21 protein-coding genes are annotated in these 25,651 nt (G+C 32.1%); 1 reads left to right on the top strand and 20 read right to left on the bottom strand.

Annotation, left to right across the window (positions count from 1 at the left end):
• Positions 1–132: 132 nt before the first annotated feature.
• The 13 genes from hisIE to AAEO59_RS04185 form a co-directional block, all read right to left on the bottom strand.
• Positions 133–729, bottom strand: coding sequence for a bifunctional phosphoribosyl-AMP cyclohydrolase/phosphoribosyl-ATP diphosphatase HisIE (hisIE, locus tag AAEO59_RS04245; RefSeq protein WP_341699498.1), 597 nt, complete (start codon positions 727–729; stop codon positions 133–135).
• A gap of 77 nt (positions 730–806) precedes the next feature.
• Entirely contained in the window at positions 807–1,562 is a 756-nt protein-coding gene (gene hisF, locus AAEO59_RS04240) for an imidazole glycerol phosphate synthase subunit HisF (RefSeq protein WP_341699497.1), read from the bottom strand.
• 55 nt (positions 1,563–1,617) lie between these two features.
• Positions 1,618–2,349: a 1-(5-phosphoribosyl)-5-[(5-phosphoribosylamino)methylideneamino]imidazole-4-carboxamide isomerase gene (gene hisA, locus AAEO59_RS04235; RefSeq protein WP_341699496.1), complete on the bottom strand. Its 732-nt coding sequence runs from the start codon at positions 2,347–2,349 to the stop codon at positions 1,618–1,620.
• Positions 2,350–2,356: 7 nt separating this feature from the next.
• A complete protein-coding gene (gene hisH, locus AAEO59_RS04230; protein WP_341699495.1) occupies positions 2,357–2,950 on the bottom strand; it encodes an imidazole glycerol phosphate synthase subunit HisH in 594 nt (197 codons plus the stop codon).
• A gap of 72 nt (positions 2,951–3,022) precedes the next feature.
• Complete coding sequence (hisB, locus tag AAEO59_RS04225; RefSeq protein WP_341699494.1) at positions 3,023–4,159, bottom strand: bifunctional histidinol-phosphatase/imidazoleglycerol-phosphate dehydratase HisB; 1,137 nt, start codon at positions 4,157–4,159, stop codon at positions 3,023–3,025.
• A 141-nt stretch (positions 4,160–4,300) separates the two neighbouring features.
• Entirely contained in the window at positions 4,301–5,347 is a 1,047-nt protein-coding gene (hisC, locus tag AAEO59_RS04220) for a histidinol-phosphate transaminase (RefSeq protein WP_341699493.1), read from the bottom strand.
• Positions 5,348–5,450: 103 nt separating this feature from the next.
• Positions 5,451–6,734, bottom strand: coding sequence for a histidinol dehydrogenase (gene hisD / locus AAEO59_RS04215; protein WP_341699492.1), 1,284 nt, complete (start codon positions 6,732–6,734; stop codon positions 5,451–5,453).
• Positions 6,735–6,831: 97 nt separating this feature from the next.
• Positions 6,832–7,689 carry an ATP phosphoribosyltransferase gene (gene hisG, locus AAEO59_RS04210; RefSeq protein ID WP_341699491.1) on the bottom strand — a complete coding sequence of 286 codons (858 nt, stop codon included), beginning with the start codon at positions 7,687–7,689 and terminating at the stop codon, positions 6,832–6,834.
• A 285-nt stretch (positions 7,690–7,974) separates the two neighbouring features.
• Positions 7,975–8,472 (bottom strand): hypothetical protein, encoded by a 498-nt coding sequence (locus AAEO59_RS04205; protein ID WP_341699490.1) that lies wholly within the window; start codon positions 8,470–8,472, stop codon positions 7,975–7,977.
• A gap of 48 nt (positions 8,473–8,520) precedes the next feature.
• Positions 8,521–9,639, bottom strand: a complete 1,119-nt coding sequence (locus AAEO59_RS04200; protein WP_341699489.1) for an efflux RND transporter periplasmic adaptor subunit — start codon at positions 9,637–9,639, stop codon at positions 8,521–8,523.
• A gap of 10 nt (positions 9,640–9,649) precedes the next feature.
• Positions 9,650–13,984, bottom strand: coding sequence for a CusA/CzcA family heavy metal efflux RND transporter (locus AAEO59_RS04195; RefSeq protein ID WP_341699488.1), 4,335 nt, complete (start codon positions 13,982–13,984; stop codon positions 9,650–9,652).
• 51 nt (positions 13,985–14,035) lie between these two features.
• Positions 14,036–15,415, bottom strand: coding sequence for a sensor histidine kinase (locus AAEO59_RS04190; RefSeq protein ID WP_341699487.1), 1,380 nt, complete (start codon positions 15,413–15,415; stop codon positions 14,036–14,038).
• Between the two features lie 6 nt (positions 15,416–15,421).
• The gene (locus tag AAEO59_RS04185) at positions 15,422–16,084 is read right to left on the bottom strand and encodes a response regulator transcription factor (RefSeq protein WP_341699486.1); all 663 of its coding nucleotides are present in this window, start codon (positions 16,082–16,084) and stop codon (positions 15,422–15,424) included.
• Between the two features lie 174 nt (positions 16,085–16,258).
• Between AAEO59_RS04185 and AAEO59_RS04180 the strand changes: the two genes are divergently transcribed.
• Positions 16,259–18,352, top strand: a complete 2,094-nt coding sequence (locus tag AAEO59_RS04180) for an LTA synthase family protein (RefSeq protein ID WP_341699485.1) — start codon at positions 16,259–16,261, stop codon at positions 18,350–18,352.
• Between the two features lie 54 nt (positions 18,353–18,406).
• On the opposite strand, the gene AAEO59_RS04175 is transcribed toward AAEO59_RS04180, so the two are convergent.
• The 7 genes from AAEO59_RS04175 to efp all read right to left on the bottom strand — a co-directional run bounded on the left by AAEO59_RS04175 (position 18,407) and on the right by efp (position 25,574).
• Complete coding sequence (locus AAEO59_RS04175; protein ID WP_407934917.1) at positions 18,407–19,348, bottom strand: YeiH family protein; 942 nt, start codon at positions 19,346–19,348, stop codon at positions 18,407–18,409.
• A 57-nt stretch (positions 19,349–19,405) separates the two neighbouring features.
• Positions 19,406–21,433, bottom strand: coding sequence for a hypothetical protein (locus AAEO59_RS04170; RefSeq protein WP_341699484.1), 2,028 nt, complete (start codon positions 21,431–21,433; stop codon positions 19,406–19,408).
• A 70-nt stretch (positions 21,434–21,503) separates the two neighbouring features.
• Positions 21,504–22,250: a 3-oxoacyl-[acyl-carrier-protein] reductase gene (gene fabG / locus AAEO59_RS04165; protein WP_341699483.1), complete on the bottom strand. Its 747-nt coding sequence runs from the start codon at positions 22,248–22,250 to the stop codon at positions 21,504–21,506.
• Between the two features lie 135 nt (positions 22,251–22,385).
• The gene (locus AAEO59_RS04160; RefSeq protein ID WP_341699482.1) at positions 22,386–22,808 is read right to left on the bottom strand and encodes a hypothetical protein; all 423 of its coding nucleotides are present in this window, start codon (positions 22,806–22,808) and stop codon (positions 22,386–22,388) included.
• A gap of 126 nt (positions 22,809–22,934) precedes the next feature.
• Entirely contained in the window at positions 22,935–23,807 is an 873-nt protein-coding gene (gene sucD / locus AAEO59_RS04155) for a succinate--CoA ligase subunit alpha (protein WP_341699481.1), read from the bottom strand.
• Between the two features lie 150 nt (positions 23,808–23,957).
• A complete protein-coding gene (locus AAEO59_RS04150) occupies positions 23,958–24,905 on the bottom strand; it encodes a UDP-3-O-(3-hydroxymyristoyl)glucosamine N-acyltransferase (RefSeq protein ID WP_341699480.1) in 948 nt (315 codons plus the stop codon).
• 102 nt (positions 24,906–25,007) lie between these two features.
• Positions 25,008–25,574, bottom strand: a complete 567-nt coding sequence (efp, locus tag AAEO59_RS04145; protein ID WP_341699479.1) for an elongation factor P — start codon at positions 25,572–25,574, stop codon at positions 25,008–25,010.
• Between the last annotated feature and the right edge of the window lie 77 nt (positions 25,575–25,651).

The following is a 25,651-nucleotide window of genomic DNA, read 5'->3' as shown; positions in this document are numbered from 1 at the left end:
TTTCTAAATCAATTCTTTAAAGTGGTAAATATAACTGTTTGCATTTGAGTGGAAAAGTAAAAACGAATCAACATCAGAAATTTAATCTGTTATTGACTCGTTCTAACAATAAATTAACACAAAAAGGGGCTGTTACTTTTGACGACTTTTTAAAACCTTAATAACATCGTCTATTTTATATCCTTTTGCTTGCAATAAAATTAAATAATGAAAAAGTAAATCAGCACTTTCGTCTAAGAATAAATTATCATTAGCATCTTTTGCTTCGATAACTACTTCTACAGCTTCTTCACCTACTTTTTGAGCTATTTTATTAATTCCTTTTGCAAAAAGAGAAGCTACATAACTGTGTTCTAAGTCGGCATTTTCTTTTCTTGATTCAATAGTTTCCTCTAATTCAGAAATAAAACCATAATTGGCATTATTTGGCGTTTGCCAACAGGTATCTGCTCCAGTGTGACAAGTCGGACCTACAGGTTGAGCTTGAATTAAAAGAGTATCACCATCGCAATCATTCTTGATATCCACAAGGTTCAAAAAGTTACCACTCTCTTCTCCTTTTGTCCAAAGTCTTTGCTTTGAACGACTGAAAAAAGTTACTTTACCAGTTTCAATGGTTTTTTGAATTGATTCTTCGTTCATATACCCTAACATTAGAACGTTTTTGGTCTCACTATCTTGAATTATCGCTGGAATCAATCCGTGCGCACTTTTGATATCTATATTCATTTTTATAATTTATAATTGAAAAATTAAAAGATTGAAAGATTAAAATAATCTAGCTTCTTTTCTCTTTTTTCTATGTTCTATAATCTGACTTCTATATTATTATCTTTCAATTTCCTTTTCAAGGTTTTGATTTCAATTTCTTTAAAATGAAAAACACTTGCAGCCAAGGCGGCATCTGCTTTACCTTCTACAAAGGTATCAACAAAATGTTGCATATTCCCTGCTCCGCCCGATGCAATAATTGGAATATTCACTAAAGAGGATAAATGTGCTAAAGCTTCATTAGCAAAACCATTTTTGGTTCCGTCATTATCCATCGAGGTAAACAAAATTTCACCTGCACCACGTTGCTCCACTTCTTTTGCCCAATCAAATAATTTAATCTCGGTAGGTACTTTTCCACCAACTAAATGCACTATCCATTCTCCATCAATTTGCTTGGCATCAATGGCCACAACGACACATTGACTTCCAAATTTCTGAGCCAAATCATTAATCAACTGTGGGTTTTTAACTGCCGAAGAATTGATAGAAACTTTATCGGCTCCATTTTGCAATAAAACTTCAACGTCTTCAACAGCCGAAATTCCACCACCAACCGTAAACGGAATATTGATCGTTGCCGCTACTTTTCGAACCAAATCAACCAAAGTTCTTCTTCGTTCCTCTGTTGCCGAAATATCCAAAAACACTAATTCATCAGCACCTTCATCCGAATAAATTTTAGCTAATTCCACTGGATCTCCCGCATCGCGCAAATCTACAAAATTAACGCCTTTTACTGTTCTCCCATTTTTAATATCCAGGCAAGGGACTATTCTTTTTGTTAACATTTTCTTTCAGTTATGAGTTATGGGTTATGAGTTAATTCGTCTATACGCTTAACACTTAACTTTTAACTTCTAAAATATAATTCTCTAATTGTTTCAAAGTAATTCTTCCTTCGTAAATTGCTTTCCCGATGATGGTTCCTTCGCAACCTAATTTAGCTAATTTAGGCAATTCATCAAAAGTAGAAATTCCACCTGAAGCAATTAATTTTAAACCTTTGGCCTGATCCAGAATTTTAGAATATAAATCAAAACTTGGTCCTTGTAACATGCCGTCTTTAGCAATATCTGTACAAATTACGTACTCAATTCCTTTTGATTGGTAATCTTGGATAAACGGAACCAAATCTTCATTTGAATCTTCTAACCAACCCGAAACGGCTACTTTTTCGTTATTGGCATCAGCTCCTAAAATGATTTTATCCGAACCATATTCAGCAATCCATTTTTCAAAAACAGCACGATTTTTTACCGCAATACTTCCTCCTGTAATTTGGTTTGCACCACTTTCAAAAGCAATTTTTAAATCAGAATCCGCTTTTAATCCACCACCAAAATCAATTTTCAAACTGGTTTGGGTTGCAATTTGCTCTAAAATTTTATAGTTGATTATCTTGCTTGATTTAGCTCCGTCTAAATCTACTAAATGCAAATATTCGATTCCGTGCGCCTCAAATTCTTTGGCTACTTCAAGCGGATTTTCGTTGTAAATTATTTTAGTATTGTAATCGCCTTTGGACAAACGCACACATTTTCCGTCGATGATGTCTATAGCTGGTATTATTCTCATATTAAAGTTAGAAGTTAGAAGTTAGAAGTAAAAAGTTTTTTAGAATTTGCTCTCCGACATCACCGCTCTTTTCAGGGTGGAATTGTGTACCAAAGAAATTTTTATTTTCCAAAGCTGAAGAATAAGGCACTTCATAATCAGTAGTCGCAATAGTTTCTTTGCACATTGGCGCATAAAAACTATGCACTAAATACATATATTCTTTCTCGGCTACATCTTTAAATAAATCCGATTTTAAATCATAAATTGTATTCCATCCCATTTGAGGCACTTTTACCTTGGGTGAAAACTTTATCACATCTACATCAAAAATCCCCAATCCTTTCGTATCGCCTTCTTCAGTATGATTACACATCAATTGCATTCCTAAGCAAATACCTAAAACAGGTTGCTTCAAAGTAGGAATCAAAGTGTCCAATCCACTTTCTTTAAGCATTTTCATGGCATAACTCGCCTCTCCTACACCAGGAAAAATCACCTTGTCTGCCGCTTTAATTTCGTCAGGATTATTGGTCAACACAGCAGTATAACCTAATCTTTCTATTGCAAATAGAATACTTTGAATATTTCCTGCTCCGTAATTGATAATTACTATTTTCATTACTTTAAGTTAGAAGTCAGGAGTTAGAAGTGGGAAGTTTCTAAACTCCCATTTCTAACTTCTAACTATATTTTACAACATTCCTTTCGTTGAAGGTAAAATCATTTTTTCGGTGTCACGTTTTACGGCTACTTTTATCGCTTTCGCAAAAGCTTTAAAGATAGCTTCAATCTTGTGGTGTTCGTTATCGCCTTCGGCTTTGATGTTGATGTTTGCTTTGGCCCCATCAGAGAAGGATTTGAAAAAATGGAAAAACATCTCTGTTGGCATTTTTCCAACCATTTCACGTTTGAATTCGGTTTCCCAAATCAACCAGTTTCTTCCTCCAAAATCAATAGCTACCTGTGCCAGACAATCGTCCATTGGTAAGCAGAATCCGTAACGCTCAATACCTAATTTATTTCCTAAGGCTTTCGCATAAACTTCACCTAAAGCAATCGCAGTATCTTCGATAGTGTGGTGTTCATCTACTTCTAAATCACCTTTTACTTTGATATCCAAGTCCATTTGTCCGTGACGGGAAATTTGATCCAACATATGGTCAAAAAAAGCAATTCCGGTATCGATGTTGCTTTTTCCTGTTCCGTCCAGATTTAATTTGATATAAATATCTGTTTCGTGCGTTTTTCTTGTAATGGAAGCGGTACGAGCTTCTAATTTTAAAAACTCATAGATTTTTTTCCAATCAACAGTTTGCAAAACAATCGTATCTTCCAATTCATTATGCGCTACAGAAGTTTCGCTTCCACCTAAACCGTCTTCTTGTTTTAAGAAAATGGCTTTTGCTCCTAAATTTTTAGCTAATTCTACATCGGTAATTCTATCTCCTAAAACAAAAGAATTAGCCAAATCGTAATTTGGATTATCGATGTATTTAGTCAACATTCCGGTACGTGGTTTGCGAGTAGGTGCATTATCCTCAGGGAAGGAACGATCAATGAAAATATCATCAAACAAAACACCTTCGTTTTGGAATGCTTTTAAAATGAAATTTTGTGTAGGCCAAAAGGTTTCTTCCGGAAAAGAATCAGTTCCTAATCCATCTTGGTTAGTAACCATAGCTAATTCATAATCCAATTCGTTAGCAATTTTTGCCAAATATTGAAATGCTTTTGGAAAAAACTCTAATTTCTCCAAGCTGTCTAATTGATATCCTTCCGGTTCTAAAACAATCGTTCCGTCACGATCTATAAAAAGTACTTTTTTCATTTTTTATATTTTTTAAAACACAAATTCCATAGATTTTCACAAATTCTAAATTGCTTAAATTCTATTTCTTTTGGGGTTTTACTACTCTATTTTTTACTACGACTACTTTTAAAAATTTGTGCTAATTTGTGGAATTTGTGTTTAAATCGATTGTAAAGCTTCCATCAATTTCTTATTCTCCTCAGAAGTTCCAACAGTCAAACGCAAAGTATTTTCACAAAGCGGCTGTGTGGTTCTGTTTCTAATAACGATTCCTTTAGCTATTAATTCGTCATAACGTTTGTTAGCGTCATCAACTTTTATTAGGATAAAATTAGCTTCAGTAGGATAAATTTTCTCTACAAAAGACACTTTGTTTAAAACATCTAATAAAGTATCTCTTTCCTCCAAAATCGAGCTTATTTCTCTGTTTATTTTTTCCTGATCGCTTAATCTTTCCAACGCACGTTGCTGTGTCAATTCGTTTACGTTATAAGGCGGTTTGATTTTGTTTAAAACAGCAATTACATCAGCAGAAGCATAGCAAATTCCCAAACGAATTCCTGCCAAACCATAAGCTTTTGACAAGGTTTGTGTGATAATTAAATTAGGATATTGATCTAATTTTTCCAACCAGCTTGCCTTATCCGAAAAATCAATATAGGCTTCGTCAATCACTACAAAACCATTGAAATTTTCCAATAAAGTAGTAACACTTTCGGTAGTAAATGAATTTCCTGTTGGGTTATTTGGCGAGCACAAAAAGATCAATTTGGTTGTAGGCGTTACCGCTTCTAGAATTTTATCGACTTGTGGTTGATAATCGGCAGTCAATAAAATCTCTTTGTTTTGCACATTATTGATGTTGGCCAAAACACCGTACATACCGTAAGTAGGCGGCAAAGTAATTACATTGTCAACTTTAGGTTCACAAAAAGCTCTGAATAGCAAATCCAAAACTTCATCACTACCGTTACCTAAAAGAATTTGTTGTGGTTTTAGGTTTTTAATTTGTCCCAAGGCTACTTTAACATTAGCTTGTTGTGGATCAGGATAACGGTTTACCCCGTTTTGATATGGGTTTTCATTGGCATCCAAAAATACCATTTCGGCAGTATCAAAATCTTCAAATTCATCACGAGCCGATGAATAAGGTTTTAAAACCTTTACGTTGTCACGGATAAGTGTATTTATATCGAAATTTTTCATTGTTTTTCATTTTTAGAGAAAAGAAGAAAGAAACAAGAGGAAAGACTTCTATACGAAATCTATATTTTTCTTCTCTTACTTCTTGCTTCTTGTCTCTTGCTTCTTATTCTAAACTTTTCAATCTCAAAGTCACCGCATTCTTATGCGCTTGTAAACCCTCAGCTTCTGCCATAATTTCAATAGCTTTTCCAATGTTTTGAATTCCTTTTTCAGAAATTTTCTGGAATGTCATTGATTTCATAAAACTATCCAAATTTACTCCTGAATAATTTTTGGCATAACCATTCGTTGGCAAAGTATGATTGGTTCCTGATGCGTAATCCCCAGCACTTTCAGGAGTATAATTCCCTATAAATACCGAACCTGCATTTCCGATATTATTCACGTAAAAGTCTTCATCCTGTACACAAATAATAAAATGTTCCGGACCATATTCATCAATTAATTCCAATGCAATTTCATCGTTTTCAACATAAATTAATTTCGAATTAGCAATGGCTTTTTCAGCAATGGCTTTACGTGGTAACACTTCTAATTGCGATTGAATTTCGCTTTCTACAGCATCAATCATAGCTTTAGATGTAGACACCAAAATTACCTGACTATCAGTTCCATGCTCTGCCTGAGATAATAAATCAGAGGCCACGAAAGCCGGTACAGCAGTATCATCTGCAACGACTAATAATTCAGATGGTCCAGCCGGCATGTCGATAGCTACTCCAAATTGAGTTGCTAATTGTTTAGCTACGGTTACATATTGGTTTCCAGGTCCAAAAATCTTATACACTTTTGGAATTGCCTTTGTACCAAAAGTCATTCCGGCAATAGCTTGAATTCCTCCTACTTTAATAATTTTAGTTACACCACATAAATTGGCAGCATACAAAATCGCTGGATTAATATTTCCGTTTTTATCCGGTGGCGAACACAAAACAATTTCGTTACAACCTGCAATTTTAGCAGGAACAGCCAGCATTAAAACCGTAGAAAATAGAGGTGCTGTTCCTCCAGGAATGTACAAACCTACTTTTTGAATTGGTCTTTTTTCCTGCCAGCATTGTACTCCTTCAGCAGTTTCAACAGAAACTCGAGATGTTTTTTGTACCTGATGAAATGTTTCTACATTAGCTTTTGCCAAAGAAATCGCAGCTTTTAATTCGTCAGAAATAGTATTAATAGCAACTTCAATTTCAGCAGCAGTAACTTCGCTATTTTCAAAATATACGCCATCAAACTGAGTTGTATATTTGGCCACAGCCACATCACCATCTTTTTGAACAGCAGCAAAAATTTCTTTTACTGTTGCCTCTATATCGTTTACCGTTTTCGTAGGTCTTTCTAAAATAGAAACCCAGGTATCCGGTGTTGGATTATATATTTTATTCATCACTTATTATTTAAAATAAATTCCAATTTTTTAAAACTCCAAATTCCAATCTTTAGCAAATTTGGAATTTGGGCTTTCAATTTTGAAATTTAAAATTCTAAAGTACCATTTTCTCAATTGGGCAAACCAAAATTCCTTCGGCACCTGCTGCTTTTAATTGGTCAATTACTTCCCAGAAAGTATCTTTATCAATTACTGTATGTACACTACTCCAGCCTTCTTGAGCTAACGGCATAACAGTTGCACTTCTTAATACAGGCAAAATATTACTTACGTCTTCAATTTTATCGTTTGGTACGTTCATCAAAATATATTTTGATTTTCTAGCTCTTAAAACAGCATCTATTCTAAATTTTAGCGTATCAATGATTTTTTGAGTTTCAGCAGAAACTTTTGGAGAAACAGCTAAAACTGCTTCACTTTTCAAAATTACTTCAACCTCTTTAAGGTTGTTTTTAAACAAAGTACTTCCGCTAGAAACAATATCTACAATAGCATCAGCCAAACCAATATTAGGTGCAATTTCTACCGAACCTGAAATTTGATGAATATCTACCGTCATTCCAAATTTGTTAAAAAACTCAATTACAGTGTTTGGATAAGAAGTTGCAACACGTAAACCATCTAAATCTTTTACTGAATTATATTCAAAAGTTTTAGGAACAGCAACCGAAACTTTACATTTTGAAAATCCTAATTTTTGGATTACTTCAATGTTTTTTCCTTTTTCAACCAATAAATTATCACCTACAATAGCAATATCTACTACTCCATCGATCAAGTATTGAGGAATATCAGAGTTACGTAAATACAGTACTTCTAACGGAAAATTAGAAGCTTCCGCTTTTAACTGATCGATCCCATTGTTGATAGAAATTCCGGCATCTTTAAGAATTTGAATACTGTCTTCGTTTAATCTTCCTGATTTTTGAATTGCAATTTTTAATGTACCCATTGTTTTGTTTTTTTATGTTTTTGAATGTGTTTGCGTACAACAAAGGACTTAACACACAATGAAAAACCCGTTTGATGTACTCAAACGGGTTTATAAATATGATGACTTACACGCATACCATTAACACATCGCTTGAGAGCAATAATGTAAATGATGATGATGCAATTGATTTGATAACATTATGATTTTTATTAATCTTGTTTTTTTTGTGATGCAAATATATATTATAAAATAGTTACAAGCAAATTTTTAATTTAACTAAATTCTTAAAAGCTTAAAAAAGCTTCAATCTTTATCCATCGTTGTTTCAGTATCTTTAATAGTACTGTTGGCTATAACTGAATCAGGACGAATTTCAGTATGATGGATTTCACCACCTGAAGTACCTACTTTTGAAGATAACAAAACTGCAACTATTGCAATGACAGCTATTGCATAAGAAAAGAACTTGGCTTTAGGATGATTTCTAATATTGCTAATCAAACCAATAACCGAAACTACACCTAATAAATACATGATAATTGCTAATTTTTCAGCCAGTTCTTCATGATTATGTATGATTTCATGGCCTATGTTAGGCATGTCTTCAACAAGTTCCTCGGCACCTTCACCAGTTGCCATACTAAAAACGGTAAAAACAGTTGCTATGATAAATAAAAAATAAGAAGTGTTTTTTATAGAATTGCTTCTAAAATAAATTCCTCCCATCAAAACCAACAATCCCAAAATAGTTCCAACAATAGGAAAATGGTTTACAATCATGTGTAAATGTGCGTCATTCATAATTATTGATTTTAAAAATTACTATTTTTCATAATATCTAAGCAAAATTTAATTTGCTAAATCATAAGCTCCTTTTGTCAAAATTTTAGAATTCCCATTGATTTGAGAGTTAGGAATAAGCTCTATATAGTCTTCTGATACTGCTCCAATAGCAACCGCTACTTTCTTAAAAATATAATTACCATCTTTGTTATTACTTAATAAAAGTACGAAATTTTTGTTTTCTTCATTCAATAAAGCATCTTTTGGAATTGCCAAAGCTTTTTTAGCATCAACAATAATATTGGCTTCAACAAACATTCCTGTTAACAAACGCTGTTTGATTTTATCATCTAAATGCGCATGAACATTTATCGTTCTGTCGTTGCCTTCAATTGATTTTCCAACTAAATGAACTTTAGCATTAAAAACTTCTTTAGAAGCCTCCGGAACTGTAAATAAAACATCCTGTTCTTTCTTTATTTTCAAAATATCTTTTTCAAAAACAGCTAATTCTAAATGCAAATGATCCGTTTGTATAATCTCTAAAATAACATCAGAAGGATTGATATGCATTCCTAAATGCGCATTCATCACCACAATATCACCCGAAATTGGCGCATAAATAGTCACTACTGAAGATAATTTTCCTTTTTCAACATTAGTCGGATTGATATTTAAAAGTTTTAGTTTTTCTTTCAAACTCTGATGCATTCCCTTTGCCCGGCGGTAATCACTTTCGGCTTTCAAATAATTCTTTTGAGAAGTAATTTTTTCATCAAATAATGTCTTTTGACGAAGGTATTCGGATTTCAAATAATTAATTTGTTCTGCCACTTCCAGGTATTCTTTTTGAACATCTAAAAACTCTGTGTTTTCAAGTGTTAACAAAGGCTGACCTTTTACAACTTTGTCTCCAACTAATAATTGTGTTGACTTTACATACCCCCCAACAAATGAAGTGATTTGAGCACGGTTTTGTGGAGGAACATCAACCTTTCCGGTCACTTTAACAGTAACATCAAAAGTTTGTTGCTTTGGACTTGCAATGAGCATTCCTGCCGATTTAAACTGTGTTGGAGTGACTGTAATTAAGTCAGAGTCTACAACAAGAGTTTCTTCGGTTTTGGTTTCTTTACAAGAAAACAGAACTATTGATAAAGCTAGTAAGCTAAGTATTTTTTTCATTAGAATTTATTTAAAAATTTAAGTATTGGTAATCTAATTGCGTTTGGTTAAATCGAAGTATATTGTCTAAATGTTCTACTTCAATTATTGTTGCATTTTCCAAGCTTTGGATGTATTGAAAAAAATCAATTTCACCATGTTTGTAACTACTATTGGCTACTTTTAAAATTTCATTAGCCAGTTTTTTACCCTGTTGTTCATAATAATTAATAGCATCCTGGTATTTTAATATTTCCTTTTTCTTGCCTGCGACAAAAGCATATATTTTTTGATTTTCATTTTGGATTTGAGCATCCCAACTTTCCAATTCCAGTTGCGCTACTTTTGCCTTAGCTACATTTCCAGAAAACAAAATTGGCACTGAAATCCCAACCTGAAAACCATTTAATGATCGTGACAATCCTTTATTAGAACCTCTGAAAAATTCTAAATTCAAATCAGGCAACCAACTTTGTTTTTGTAAATTGATTTGATTTACATGATTTTTCCTAACTAACTGTAAATATTCGTTATAAACAACCTTACTTCTTTCTTCACTTAATAAATCAAAAGGCTTAATTTCACTTGTATTTATTTTAATTTTCTCATCCGACTGAATGCTATACTGAAGTAAATCATACTTAGCTTCTTTTTCATTTCTAATTTGCGAAAGCTTTAAAGCAATTTGTCTGGCTTTTGACATAGCTGTAATTTTCTCCAAATAATTGGTTTCCCCTAATTCAAAACGTCGATTACTGGCTTTAGAGAAATTTTGGTACAAACTATCTAATCGTTTATACAAAATCTCCTGATGTTGTAAATACACAATGTGGTTAAACAACTTAGAAATCTCTAAACTCAGTTTGTTTTTCTCTAATTCGTAAACTGCTTGTTGCTTTTCATATTCGGCTGTATTGCTTTTCTTTTGGGCAGCGTAAACAGTAGGAAATAAAAAACTTTGTTGGGCTCCAATTACTGAAACAGCTTTGTTATTATAAGCTAGGTTATTTTGATCATAATTATAATAAATATTAGTTTTTTCAAAAGTAAAAGCACTTTTAATATTTTCTTTCCATTTGTCCACTTGCAATTTTGAAGCTTGTAAAGCTTTGTTATTTTGAATACCAATTGCAATTAAACCATCTAATTCATTAGTTTTATTTTGAGCAAATGCAAAAGAAGAGCTCAATAGCAATAAAATAATAGTCATATTAGCATGATGATTTTTGAACTTTGGTTTTTTAAATTCTTTTCCATCAAATACTTTATATAAAACGGGTAACACAATCATTGTCAAAATAGTGGCAGTAAACAAGCCTCCAATTACCACAGTCGCTAATGGTCTTTGTACTTCGGCACCTGCTGAAGCTGAAACAGCCATTGGAAAGAAACCTAAGGCTGCGGCAGCTGCGGTTAACAATACCGGACGTAATCTATCAGTTGTTCCCTTTAAAATCAATTCGTCTTTATTTTTCATTCCCAGATGTTTTAATTCTTTAAAATGTTCGATTAGAACAATTCCGTTAAGTACTGCAATTCCAAACAGCGCTATAAAACCTACTCCGGCTGAAATACTAAAAGGCAAATCTCTTATCCATAAAAATAATATTCCACCTACTGCTGATAACGGAATTGCCGAATATACCATCAAAGCTTCTTTTATAGAGTCAAAAGCAAAATAAAGCAATATGAATATTAAAAATAAAGCGATGGGAACTGCAATAAGCAAGCGAGCTTTAGCACTTTCAAGATTTTCAAACTGTCCTCCATATTTCACATAATAACCACTAGGCAACTTGATTTGAGTATCAACAATTTTTTGAATATCCTTAACTACACTTTGTAAATCTCGGTTTCTAACATTGATTCCAATAACAATTCGCCTGTTAGTATTATCTCTTGAAATTTTAGCGGGTCCCTGCGTATATTCAATTTTAGCTAATTCCTGCATTGGGACTTCTGTTCCTGAAGGCGTGCTAACATAAAGATTTTTTAAATCATCTATATCATGTCGGTTATTTTGATCCAATCGGATAACCATATCAAAACGTTTTTCCCCTTCAAACACATTACCAACTGTTTTTCCGGCAAAACCCAGTGCTATTAATTCATTTAAATCCGCAATATTTAATCCGTAACGTGCAATTTTTGAGCGGTCAAATTGCACACTCATTTGTGGTAATCCTTCTGTTTTTTCGATAATAATATCTGAAGCACCTTCAATATTAGCAATTGCTTTTTCGATTTCGTGTGCTTTTTTAGCTAAAATATCTAAATCTTCTCCAAAGATTTTCACAGCCACATCCGAACGTGTTCCTGAAATCAACTCGTTAAAACGCATTTCGATGGGTTGAGTAAATTCGATTTCCATATTTGGAATCTGCTCCTCAATGGCCTCTTTAATTTTATCTGCTAATTCATCTTTACTGGAAGCCGAAACCCATTCTGATTTTGGTTTTAACTTCACAATAACATCGCTTTCTTCCATACTCATGGGATCCGTAGGAACTTCGGCTGCACCTATACGGCTTACTACCTGTTCAACTTCAGGAAAATTTTTGAGTATTATTTTTTCCATTTTAGTGGTTGTTTCGATAGTTTTACTCAAAGAAGTTCCTGTTTTTAAAACCGGTTGAATTACAAAATCACCTTCATCCAAGGTTGGAATAAATTCACCTCCCATAGTTGAAAATAATATAATCGCCATTGTCAACAAACCTAGTGCTCCGTATAAAACTTTTTTAGTATTGGCTAAAGCCCAATGAATTATTGGTAAATAAAAAGCATTTAATTTGGCTATTAATTTATTCGAAAAAGACTCTGGATTTTCTTCTTTTGGTTTTAAAAACAACGAAGAAACAACGGGTACATAAGTAAAACAGAACAACATTGCTCCCACCAAAGCAAAACTAAAAGTCATTGCCATAGGCCTGAACATTTTTCCTTCGATTCCTGACAGAGATAAAATAGGAATAAATACAATCAAAATAATCAATTGTCCAAATATCGCCGAATTCATCATTTTGGAAGCACTTTTATTGGTAATCTGATCAATTTCCTGTTGGCGATTTTCATCTGATAAATGGACTAAATGCTTTGATTTATGTGCAATTTGAAAAGCAATAAACTCAACAATGATTACAGCTCCGTCAATGATAATTCCAAAATCGATAGCCCCTAAACTCATTAAATTGGCATCAATTCCAAAAATATTCATCAATGAAATTGCAAATAGCAAACACAAAGGAATTACTGATGCCACAACTAGTCCTGATCGCCAATTTCCAAGTAATAAAACCACCACAAAAACAACAATTAAACAACCTAAAATGAGATTTTCAGCAACTGTAAATGTTGTTTTACCTACCAATTCACTTCTTTCCAGAAAGCCATTGATATAAACTCCTTCGGGTAAACTTTTTTGAATTTCAGCAATCCTGTCTTTTACATCGTTAATTACCTGTTTTGAATTAGCATCTTTAAGCATCATTACCTGTCCCAAAACTTTCTCACCTTCTCCATTTCCGGTAATGGCACCAAAACGATTGGCGTGACCAAAACGAATTTCGGCAACATTTTTAATCAAAATAGGTAAACCATTTTGATTTGTAACTACAATATTTCCTATATCTTCTAAAGATTTTGTTTTTCCTTCGGCACGAATAAAATAGCTTTGATTTACTTTTTCAATATAAGCTCCTCCGGCAATTCCGTTGTTGTTTTCCAAAGCTTTAAAAACATCCGAAACGCTAATATTCATCGCATTTAAACGTGCTGGCGAAATGGCTATTTCGTATTGTTTTAAATAACCTCCCCAGGTATTAATTTCGATAACGCCTTTGATTCCGGAAAGTTGGCGTTTTATAACCCAATCCTGTAATGTTCTTAAATCGGTAACAGAATAATTATTTTTAAATTCAGGTTTTACTTCAAGTGTGTATTGGTAAATTTCACCTAAACCAGTTGTTATAGGTCCCATTTCTGGTGTTCCGAAACCCTCAGGAATTTTTTCGGTAGCCGATTTTATTTTTTCAGCGATTAACTGTCTTGGTAGATAAGTTCCTAAATCATCTTCGAAAACGATGGTTACAACCGACAAACCAAATTTAGAAACAGAACGTATTTCTTTTACACCTGGCAAATTAGACATTTCGATTTCAACCGGATAAGTAATAAATTGTTCTATATCCTGAGTCGAAAGATTACGAGAGGTTGTGATTACCTGAACCTGATTGTTTGTTACATCAGGTACTGCACCTATTGAAATTTGGAACAACGAAAAAATTCCGAATCCAAAAATCCCCAATGTAAATAACAAAACAATAAGTTTATTCTTTAAGCTAAAAGCAATTATTTTCTCCAACATCTTTAAATTTTATTTTTAAGTCAAAATTAAAAGATAAAGATTAGCTTTTCCTTAAGGGATGCTTAAGATAATATGAGTACCTAGATTTTCCTGACTGGAAACTTCAATTTCTATTCCTAACAAGGATGTCAATTTTTTAACAATTGACAATCCTAAACCTGTTCCTTTAATTTCAGGGTGGTTAGTTGCATTAGAGCGAAAAAACTGGTGGAAAATATTTTGTAAATCGGCTGTTGCAATTCCTATTCCGGTATCAATAATATGACATTGTACTTTGTTGTTTTCTTGAGATAAACGAATAGTTAAAACATCGTTTGGATTAGAATACTTTAAAGCATTTGAAATTAAATTATTCAAGATAACTGCTAATAAATATTGATCAGATACAATTGTAAATTCCTTATCAAAATCAGTAATAATCTTGATGTTTTTAGCATTAATTACAGTTGAGAATCTTGATAAAACCTCAAAAATAACCGCATTCAAAACCAGATTTTCTTTTTTTAATGATTGGTTTTGGTCTTCAAATCGGGCGAGCATTAATAATTGGTCTACCAAATTATTAAGACGATTAACTTCGGTAACACAATAATTGATTTTTTCCTGATATTCTTCCTGAGTTCTTGGTTTTCGAATTAATACTTCCAATGTTCCTTTAATAACCGTTAGTGGCGTTCGTAATTCATGCGAAGCATCAGACGTAAATTGCTTTTCCCTTTCGACAACTGTTTCAATTCTGTTTAGCAAATTATTGATAGTTTGTGACAACACATACAATTCGTCTTTTGTTTGAGGAAGTTCAATTCTGGATTTTAAATTGTCTTTGCTAATAACATCAGCTGTTTCTATAATAGAAGTAATAGGTTTAATACTTCTACCAGCGATAAAACGGGCTATAAAAAACAGCAACAACAAAATTAAAGGATAGACAATAATAAGTGTTTGCGATAAATTATGAAGTACTATCGAAGCATCTTCCAGCGACATAGCGATTATTATATAACCAACAATTTTTGTTTTATTATAAATAGGAACCTGAATTTGACGAATTTTATTTTGCAATAATTTAGAATCAAATAATTGATTGTTTTCAATTTCAGAATTAAAATGCAATGATTCGTTTTTTAGATTAGGTGATTTTCCTTTTATCTTTTTTTGGCTGTCCAAGAATTCAATAAAAACAGGATTTACATCTAATGTATTGTGTTCTCTTTCATTCCATTCGGTCAAATGAATTAAACGATAATTATTGTCCTGAACTTCAATTTCATTAAGATGATTTTCAACTTCTTTTAAAATATCATTGTTCAAATGATTGTAAACGCTGAATTTTACAATGGAATAAATAGTAAAAAAAACCACAAAAATCAACAATGCAGTGGTGATAATATAATGAAAAGCCAAACGGTTTTTAAAAGAAAGTTTTTTCATAATTCATCAGTCATTAGCGATATAACCTACACCACGAATGGTTTTGATATAATCTTCATCTATTTTTAAATTTAATTTTTTGCGAATAGCATTCATAAAAACATCTATCACGCCAGTATCATATTCAAAATGAATATCCCATACATCTTCGATAATTTGATTTCGGTGGCAAACTTTTCCTTTGTTTTTAACTAAATAGGTTAACAATTCAAATTCGCGTTGCGTAAGCGAAATTTCTTTGTTATTTACAAACACAAGGTGCTTTTGCAAATCAATAGAGATAGAGCCTAATTTTAAAATTTCGGAATCATCAGAATTTCTAAAATGAATTTTAATACGTTCAACCAATTCCTCAAAACTGAATGGTTTTTTTATATAATCATTCGCCCCAGATTGTAAACCTTCAATTGTTTCCTGAACCGTATCTTTGGCAGTTAAAAATAAAACAGGTGTTTTTTTGTCATTATTTCTAATGGCTTTACAAAGTTCTAATCCAGTCATTTTAGGCAGCATCCAATCTAATAATATTAAATCAAATGCATTATTTTGTACCAACTCCAATCCTTTTGCACCATCATTTGCAGTGGTAATTTGATAACCTTCTTCCTCCAATCCCTGCTGAAGAAATTGCATAATTCCTATTTCGTCTTCTACAATTAAAATATGCATTTAATATCCGTGTTATTGATGTAATTAACCAAAAAATAAAACCAAATGTAATTTAAAAAAAGTACTAATTTAAGGCTAAAAAAACATCTTAAGTAAAACTTAAGTTGATTAACCTGAAGCATTTTTAGTTTATAAACACAAAATAACTAATTTTACCAAAAAATAAATTCAAATATGTTCTTTACCAAGAAACTAGCTCCGTTTATCAATCTTAGCTTATTTTATGTAATTATTAGTATTATTCTTCGAATTGTACTTGTTTTTCATCCCATCACTCAATCCTCATTTTCAGGATTAGAAATTGTCAAGATTTTTTCATTAGGACTTGTTTCTGATGTTTTTGTCTTTATTTTAGCCAGTGCTTTTTTGTGGTTATATCTTATTTTTATTTCCAATGCTAAATATCAAAAACCTTATGGTTATATTCATTTAGGATTATTAGTAGCGCTATTTTTGTATATTTTATCAGGAAAATCAATTCTAACGGAATATGGTGGCGGATTAGAAAAAGTAGGGTTACTATTTGTTGGAATTAAAACACTTTTGTTCAGTTTGCTTTTATTTTTACCTAAAAAAAGGGATAAAATCAGGTATTGGCTATTTGCATTTGTACTATTCTTATACGTTGTTCTAATCCTGCAAAATGCCATTAGTGAATTCTTCTTCTGGAATGAATTTGGCGTAAAATACAACTTCATTGCGGTGAACTATTTGGTTTACACTACTGAAGTTATTGGTAATATCATGGAATCTTATCCTGTTGTTCCTATCTTTTCTACATTGTTTTTAGTGGCAGCAATCATCAGTTATTTCATCATTAAAAGATCTAAAATATACATCGAAAATATCCCTTCGGTTTTTGAAAAGATTCAAATCTCGGTTTTGTATTTATTGTTGTTTGGATTATCACTTTGGGCTGTGCCAAATTTGGCTAAAAGTGAAAATGCAACCAATGTTTTTACCAATGAATTGCAGGCAAATGGAATTTACCGTTTTTATCTGGCTTTTATGAATAGTGAATTGGATTATTTCAAATTTTATAAAACCTTACCTAAAAATGAAGCTTTTGCATTATTAGACAAACAAATTCCAAATATTCATGGATTTTCAAGCAGCCGAAACATTCATTCAGACAGTACTGAAATCCATAAAAACGTAGTATTAATTACTATTGAAAGTTATAGTGCTGATTTTATGAAAATGTATGGTAATGAAGATAATATTACTCCGTTTTTAGACGATTTAGCAAGCAAAAGTTTGGTGTTTACTAATTTATACGCTTCAGGAAACAGAACGGTTCGCGGACTAGAAGCTGTAACATTATGCCTTCCACCTACTGCTGGTGAAAGTGTTGTAAAACGAAAAGACAACAAGGATAAATTCTCCACCGGAAGTGTTTTTAAATCCAAAGGTTATCAGGTAAAATACCTTTATGGCGGTGATGCTTTTTTTGACAATATGCAGGATTTCTTCTCAGGAAATGGTTATGATATTGTAGATAAAAAAACTTTCACTCCTGAGGAAATCACTTTTGCAAATATTTGGGGCGTTTGTGATGAGGATATGGCAAACAAAGCAATCAAAACTATGAATGCTGAGGCAAAGTCAAATATACCTTTTTTCAATCATTGGATGACGGTAAGTAATCACAGACCTTTTACTTATCCAAATAACAAAATTGATATTCCCAGTGATTCTAAATCTAGAAAAGGTGGTGTAAAATACACTGATTATTCTTTGAGAAAATTCTTTGAAATGGCCGAAAAACAACCTTGGTTTAAAAACACTGTTTTTGTTATCGTTGCTGATCATTGTGCTTCAAGTGCCGGAAAAACGGAACTTCCTTTAGACAAATACCGCATTCCAGCGATGATTTACAGTCCCGGATTTATAGAGCCAAAACATTATACCCAATTAATGTCGCAAATTGATTTAATGCCAACTGTTTTAGGTTTATTGAACTTTAATTACCAATCGAAATTCTTTGGTCAGGATGTTATGAAAGCCGATTATAAGCCAAGAGCTTTAATTGCCACCTATCAAGATTTAGGATTGATTAAAGACCATGTTTTAACGATTCTTTCTCCTAAACAAATGGTAAAACAGTATAATTTGATTCTAAAACCGAAAGAAGGTGTCGCTAATGATCTTCAATTATACTATGACGAAAAACCATTGAAAGAAAAAAGAATTGATTTAGTAAACGATGCGATTTCGTTTTATCAAACTGCTTCGGATATTTTGAAAAAGAAGAAATATCAAAAATAAATTATGAAAAGGGTGAATTGAATTTCACCCTTTTTTATTTTATAAACTATTAGTTTAATTCAAGTACAAGATCGCCAATAGCGACAAACTAGCTATGAAAGCCCATAAAAGTAAGCCTTGAATTAATGGTTTGATTCCTACTGACAATAAAACAGAACTACTCAATCCTGAACCAATAAAAAACAAAGTTACTGTCAAACCAATTTTTGAAACCGAAACAATCCAAGGAGAAACTATGGAAACTGAACCTACATAAGTATTCAAAATCATCGCCAATATGAAAAAACCAATAAAATAAGGAATTTTAATTTTGCCTGTTTTGTTTTTAAATAAAACACTCGTGAGAATAACAACTGGAATAATCCATAAAGCACGAGCTAATTTTACAGTAGTAGCAATTGCTAAAGCTTCAGCGCCGTATTTATTGGCCGCCCCTACTACCGAACTGGTATCATGAATAGATAAAGCACACCACATTCCGAAATTTTCCTGTGATAATTCTAACCAATGACCAATAGCCGGAAATAAAAACAAAGCAACTGAATTCAAAATAAAAATCACTCCCAGTGCAACCGATGTTTGTTTTTCATCCGATTTGATAACCGGAGTAATCGCCGCAATGGCACTTCCTCCGCAAATAGCTGTTCCACAGGAAATTAAATGAGATGTTTTCAAATCTGTTTTAAGCCATTTTCCAATAAATCTACCTAAGAAAATAGTACTAAATAATGTAGCTACAGTGAGTAAAAAACTTTCTTTTCCCGATGATAAAGCATTGTTAACATTCATTCCAAACCCAAGACCTACAACGGAAACTTGAAGTAAAAAGCGAATAATTATATGATTCAAATGCAACCATGGATGACCGGAAATATTAGCAACAAGTAATCCTAATAGTAAAGCAATAGGTGGCCTTATATAACCCGTTAAACAAACAACTAATAGACACAGGAATATAAATTGCTGTGTTTTAGTGTGCTTCTCTAAATTTAAAATTCCTTTTTCAGAAAATATTTTAGCTGTATTTTTCAAGAGCTTTTTTTCTAATACGTTTTACAATAAACCATTGTATTTTCGAATAAACCATTCAGCTGAAAAAATGACACAAATCAATAACAACAACCATTTCCAATCGATTAATGGTGAACGACTCACGTTATTTTTTTCGATAGATTTATAATTTTCATCAGCTAAAAGTGATTGAATTAGTTTTTCTGCTTGATTTGGATAATACAATTTTCCGTTCGTTAAGGAAGCTAATTGTTTTAATCGGTCAACATCAGGATTGACAAATTGTTTTTCGATATCAAAATCCAAAATTTCAAAACGGCCTGAATAAGACGATTTAGAATTTAATTCGGTTACTGTAAATTGATAACTTCCAGGAATTAGTCCGTCTAAATTGACTTTGTAAGCATTATTGCCTTTTAGTAAATCATACGTTTTTCTTTGTTTCGTTTTAGAATTTACAACACTAATATTCAAATGTGCTTTTTCGTCAAACTCATAATTTTTATTAAAATACTGCGCAGTAATCTCGATTGCATCTCCAGAATTGTAGAAACTTTCATGATTGACAACTAATGATTTTTTGGAATTATTAGAAGCTAAAAACTGAATGATTTTATCAATAAAAACATCATACTTCTCAAACGAATTTTCTTTGATATGACTCTCCAAACGCCATTTCCAACTGTTTTCTCCAAACAGAAAAGCGCCCCGTTTACCATTATTTTCCGTAAAAGCCAATAATGGAGCCTTTGTTTCGATAGCTCTAATTTTAGACCAAAGTAAAATATTTGATTTAGAATTTATTTTGATACTTCCATAAGGATTTTGCAAAGGCGGAAAATTTTCAAAACCAATATTATCTATTGCAAAAAGGTTGAATAAGGAATTAAATTCAGCTAAATAATCTTCCTTTTGAGAAGTTATTTTAAAATCAAAATCTTGTTGGAATTGATCTAAAAAATTAAAGTCGGTATGCGTTCCGGTGATAATAAAAGTATTTAATCCTGCTATTTTATTGTTTTCAAAAACCGATTTAAATTCAGCAGTAGGTTGATATAAAACCAAAACATTGTAATCATTTAACTGATTGATTTGTTTCGGTTTAACAATGGTTACTTTTCTTTGTGAATTAGATTCAATTGCACGTTTTAAAGCTGCAATATCCGGATGATTTATTGCCGAAATTATCGCCACATTTGTTTTTTGATCAATAATTTCAACAGCAAAATTCTTATGATTATTATAGCTGTTTTTTTCTTTTTCATTTGAAAATAAACTAGCCTTAAATAATTGTGTCCCTATCTTAGCTGCACTTAAAAGAACATTGACTACAGCTGTATTTTTGGTTGGAGAAAAACTAATTTTTTGTTTATTCAAAATTGAATTTCCTTGCGAAATTTGAAAATCAGCAGTAATTGGTTTGTTTCCGGAATATTGTAAAAATACTTCAACAGGAAATTGATTTTTTAAAAAAGCATATTTATTGACATTTAGTTGGTTGACTTTTAAATCTAAAACCTGCGTAGTATCACCCAAAACTATTGGAAAAACTTTATTGGCAGTATCAAAACTATAAACATAATCGTTTCCAGAAGTCTGATTTCCATCTGAAATTAAAATGGTTGGAAAAGATTTATTTCTATTAATTGATTTTAAATTTTTGGCTACAATATCAATATTACTTTGTTTTCCTTTAAAATCTAATTTTTGGAAAGCAACCAAATCAGCATCAAATTGATACGATTGAATATTGAATTTTTCCTTAAGTTCATTATTAGATTTGAATGTAGAGACTAATTCACTGGCATCTTTATCTGCTTTTAAATATGAAATCGAACTAGAATTATCACTTATAATGGCTAAAATTGGTTTTTCAATTACCGTATTAATACTTGTAATTATTGGATTTATCAGCAATAATAACAAGCCAAAAATCCCTATAAAACGTAAAAAAGCCAAAAGTAAATTCATTTTAGAACTACTTTTGGCTTTAAAATAATATTGAAAATAAGACAACCCAGCTGCTATTATTAAGGAACAAATAATGAGTAGTATGGTGTTTGTTGTCATATTTTGAAGTATTCAGTGATCAATGTTCAGTGTTCAGCTGATTACTGAAAACTGAATACTGAAAACTTTTTTAGGTTAGCATTCCACCGCAAACATTTAACACCTGACCTGTTACATAAGCACTCATATCAGAAGCTAAGAAAAGACAAGCATTAGCTACATCTTCTGGAGATCCTCCACGTTTCAACGGAATACCATCTCTCCATCCTTTAACTACTTCTTCGCTTAATTTAGCAGTCATTTCAGTTTCAATAAATCCAGGAGCGATAACATTACAACGAATGTTACGTGAACCTAATTCTAAAGCAACCGATTTTGAAAATCCAATAGCACCAGCTTTAGAAGCAGCATAGTTTGTTTGACCAGCATTTCCTGAAACTCCTACTACCGAACTAATATTGATAATAGAACCAGCACGTTTTTTCAAGAACGTTTTTTGAATGGCTTTTGTCATATTGAAAACTGACTTTAGGTTTACATCGATAACCTGATCAAAATCAGCTTCTGACATACGCATTAATAAGTTATCTTTAGTAATTCCGGCGTTGTTAATTAATACATCAACAGTTCCAAAATCTGCTAAAACAGCGTCTACTAAAGTTTGAGCTTCATCAAAATCAGCAGCGTTTGATTTGTATCCTTTAGCTTTTACACCTAAAGCGTTTAATTCATTTTCTAATGCTAGAGCAGATTCAGCAGAAGAACTGTAAGTAAAAGCTACATCAGCTCCGTTTTTTGCAAAAACTTCAGCAATACCTCTACCAATTCCGCGGCTTGCTCCTGTGATAATAGCTACTTTTCCTTCAAGTAATTTCATATTATGATATAAATTTATTTTAAATTTTGAGGTACAAATATAAAGCATTTAGCTGTTTAATAAAATTAATGCTATAAAAAAAGCCTTACTCTGGTAAGGCTTTTTAAAAATAGGATCTTTTTTATTGAAAATAAACTAGAAAGCTACATTCCATCTAGGTAATTTATCATTTTCATTTAAGAAATTTTGTAAAACCTGTGCTTCTACAAAAGTTGGAATCAATTTTGAATCGCTGTTGTAAGTTTCATACCAAACCACTTCTAAACGAGTAATAGCTTCTTTTTTCATTTGTGCAGGCCAGGAATATTTTCTACCTGTTTTAGCAAATTGATGACCATTTACAATTTTATCATACAATCCGCCATTTTTAGTTTTTAAAGTACCATCATTTTGAACAGTTCCTGTTGAACCTACCATGATTAACTCTTTTTCTTCCGTAACATCATAAACTAAAAATACACCTGATCCTTCAGAGGCATTACAGACTTCTTCAAGGCTATCTTCGATTGTTAATGAAAACTGATTGGTAACTTTAAATCCTTCTAATTCTTTATACATAGTATTTATTTTATATTTTGTGCAAGCTAATTTTTAATTGGCTGCAAATGTATTTCATTAATTCTGTTTAAACTAAAAAAGCCCCACAAATGTGAGGCTTAATTATTATAAAATTGAATTTTAGAATTAACCTAAAACTTCTTTTACTTTTTTACCAATTTCAGCTGGAGAATCAACAACGTGAATTCCATTTTCTCTCATGATACGTTTTTTAGCAGCAGCTGTATCATCAGAACCACCAACGATAGCACCAGCATGTCCCATTGTTCTACCAGCAGGAGCAGTTTCTCCAGCGATAAAACCTACAACTGGTTTGCGGTTACCATCAGCTTTAATCCATTTAGCAGCATCAGCTTCTAATTGACCTCCAATTTCACCAATCATGATGATACATTCAGTCTCAGGATCATTCATTAATAATTCAACAGCTTCTTTAGTAGTTGTTCCAATGATTGGATCTCCACCAATTCCGATAGCAGTTGTGATACCTAAACCTTGTTTTACAACTTGGTCAGCAGCTTCATAAGTTAAAGTTCCTGATTTAGAAACGATACCTACATTACCTTTTTTGAAAACGAAACCTGGCATGATACCAACTTTTGCCTCACCTGGAGTAATAACACCTGGACAGTTAGGTCCAATTAATCTAGCGTTTCTTTGTTTAACGTAGTTATTAGCAAGAATCATATCAGCAACAGGAATACCTTCAGTAATAGCAATGATTACTTTAATTCCTGCATCAGCAGCTTCCATAATAGCATCAGCTGCAAAAGCTGGTGGTACGAAAATGATAGAAGTATCAGCACCTGCTTGCTCAACTGCATCTTTCACAGTGTTAAAAACAGGACGCTCTAAATGTAAAGTCCCTCCTTTTCCTGGAGTTACACCACCTACAACGTTTGTACCGTATTCAATCATTTGAGAAGCATGGAAAGTACCTTCGCTTCCTGTAAATCCTTGAACAATTATTTTAGAATCTTTGTTAACTAAAACACTCATGATATATATTTTATGTGATTTTTAAATTTTATGATGCAAAAGTAAGGTTTTCGAAATTATTTGTGCAGTTTTCTTATCAAAAAAAAAGTCATATATTGAAATCATTTGTTAGCTATAACACAAATAAAGCTAATTGAAAAAAACAAATAATTAATGCAAAGCTTCTTTGTTATTTAATTTATCCATTATTTCAGGTATCTTTTTGATATTAGCCATTTGCTTTAAGGATTCTCTGGATTCCTGAATTGGAGTTCCAAAATATGTTTTCCCTCCTGTAACCGATTTAGTTACACCAGTTTGCCCTAGTACAACAGCTTTTTCACCAATGGTAATTCCGCTTGTTGTTCCTACTTGTCCCCAAAGTGTTACTTCATCTTCAATAATAACACAGCCTGCAATTCCGGTTTGAGAAGCAATTAAACATTTTTTACCAATAACTGTATCATGACCTACATGAACCTGATTATCGATTTTAGTTCCTTCTCCAATGGTTGTGTCTCCGGTAACACCTTTATCAATAGTACAAAGTGCACCAATACCAACATTGTTTTGTATAACTACTCTACCTCCAGAAAGCAATTGATCAAAACCTTCAGGACGTTTTTTATAATAAAAAGCATCGGCTCCCAAAACTGTACCTGCATGAATGATTACATTATCTCCTATGATCGTGTTATCATATATAGCAACATTAGAATGAATTAAGCAGTTTTTACCAATTACAACTCCGTTACCTACAAAGGAATTAGGTTGAATAATTGTTCCTTCTCCAATAACAGCGGTTGACGAAATAGCAACAGTAGAATACTGAAATGGTTTGAAATAATTCGTTAATTTATTGAAATCTCTAAATGGATCATCAGAAATCAACAAAGCTTTCCCATCCGGGCAATCCACTTTTTTATTAATCAATACTATCGTTGCAGCAGAATTTAAAGCTTTATCATAGTATTTAGGATGATCCACAAAAACAATATCTCCTTTTTCTACCACATGAATTTCATTCATGCCTAAAACTTCAAAACTCTCGTCTCCTACAAATTCACATTTTAGTAAATCTGCAATTTCTTTTAAAGAATATGCTTTTGTAAATTTCATAAACTAATTTGAAGATTGAAGAATTTAAAGATTGAAAAAATATATTGTAAACATAAAGCTCAAAATTATTTAATTTTCCAATCTTTAAATTTTTCAATTAAATTACTCTTTTACACGCTCCATATAAGAACCTGAAGCGGTATCAATTTTGATTTTATCACCTTCGTTGATAAACAACGGAACGTTTACTGTAGCACCAGTTTCAACTGTAGCTGGTTTAGTAGCGTTAGTAGCAGTATTTCCTTTAATTCCAGGTTCTGCATAAGTTACTTCAAGAATGATTGAAGCAGGCATATCTACAGATAAAGGTAAATCAGTTTCAGTATTAATTTGAACCATTACATTAGTTCCTTCTTTCAATAAATCCGGTGCATCAAGAATGTTTTTATTCAAAGTAATTTGCTCAAAAGTTTCATTGTTCATGAAATGAAATTGATCTCCTTCGGCATATAAATACTGAAAAGTATGTGTTTCAACGCGAACATCTTCAATTTTATGTCCTGCCGAAAAAGTATTATCTAATACTTTACCAGTAGTTAAACTTTTTAATTTTGTTCTCACAAAAGCAGGTCCTTTACCTGGTTTAACGTGTAAAAATTCGATAATTTTATAAATATCGTGATTGAATTTTATACAAAGTCCGTTTCTAATATCTGATGTAGATGCCATTATTTTAATTTTTGATTTAAGATTTCTGATTTTAGAAAAAATCAGTCATCTATATTTATTTTAATTTTTATTACTCT

It is taken from the genome of Flavobacterium flavipallidum (genome assembly GCF_038289905.1).
Classification (GTDB): domain Bacteria; phylum Bacteroidota; class Bacteroidia; order Flavobacteriales; family Flavobacteriaceae; genus Flavobacterium; species Flavobacterium flavipallidum.
The sequence above is the reverse complement of the archived record's forward strand: the minus strand, read 5'-3'. Positions and strand labels throughout refer to the sequence as shown.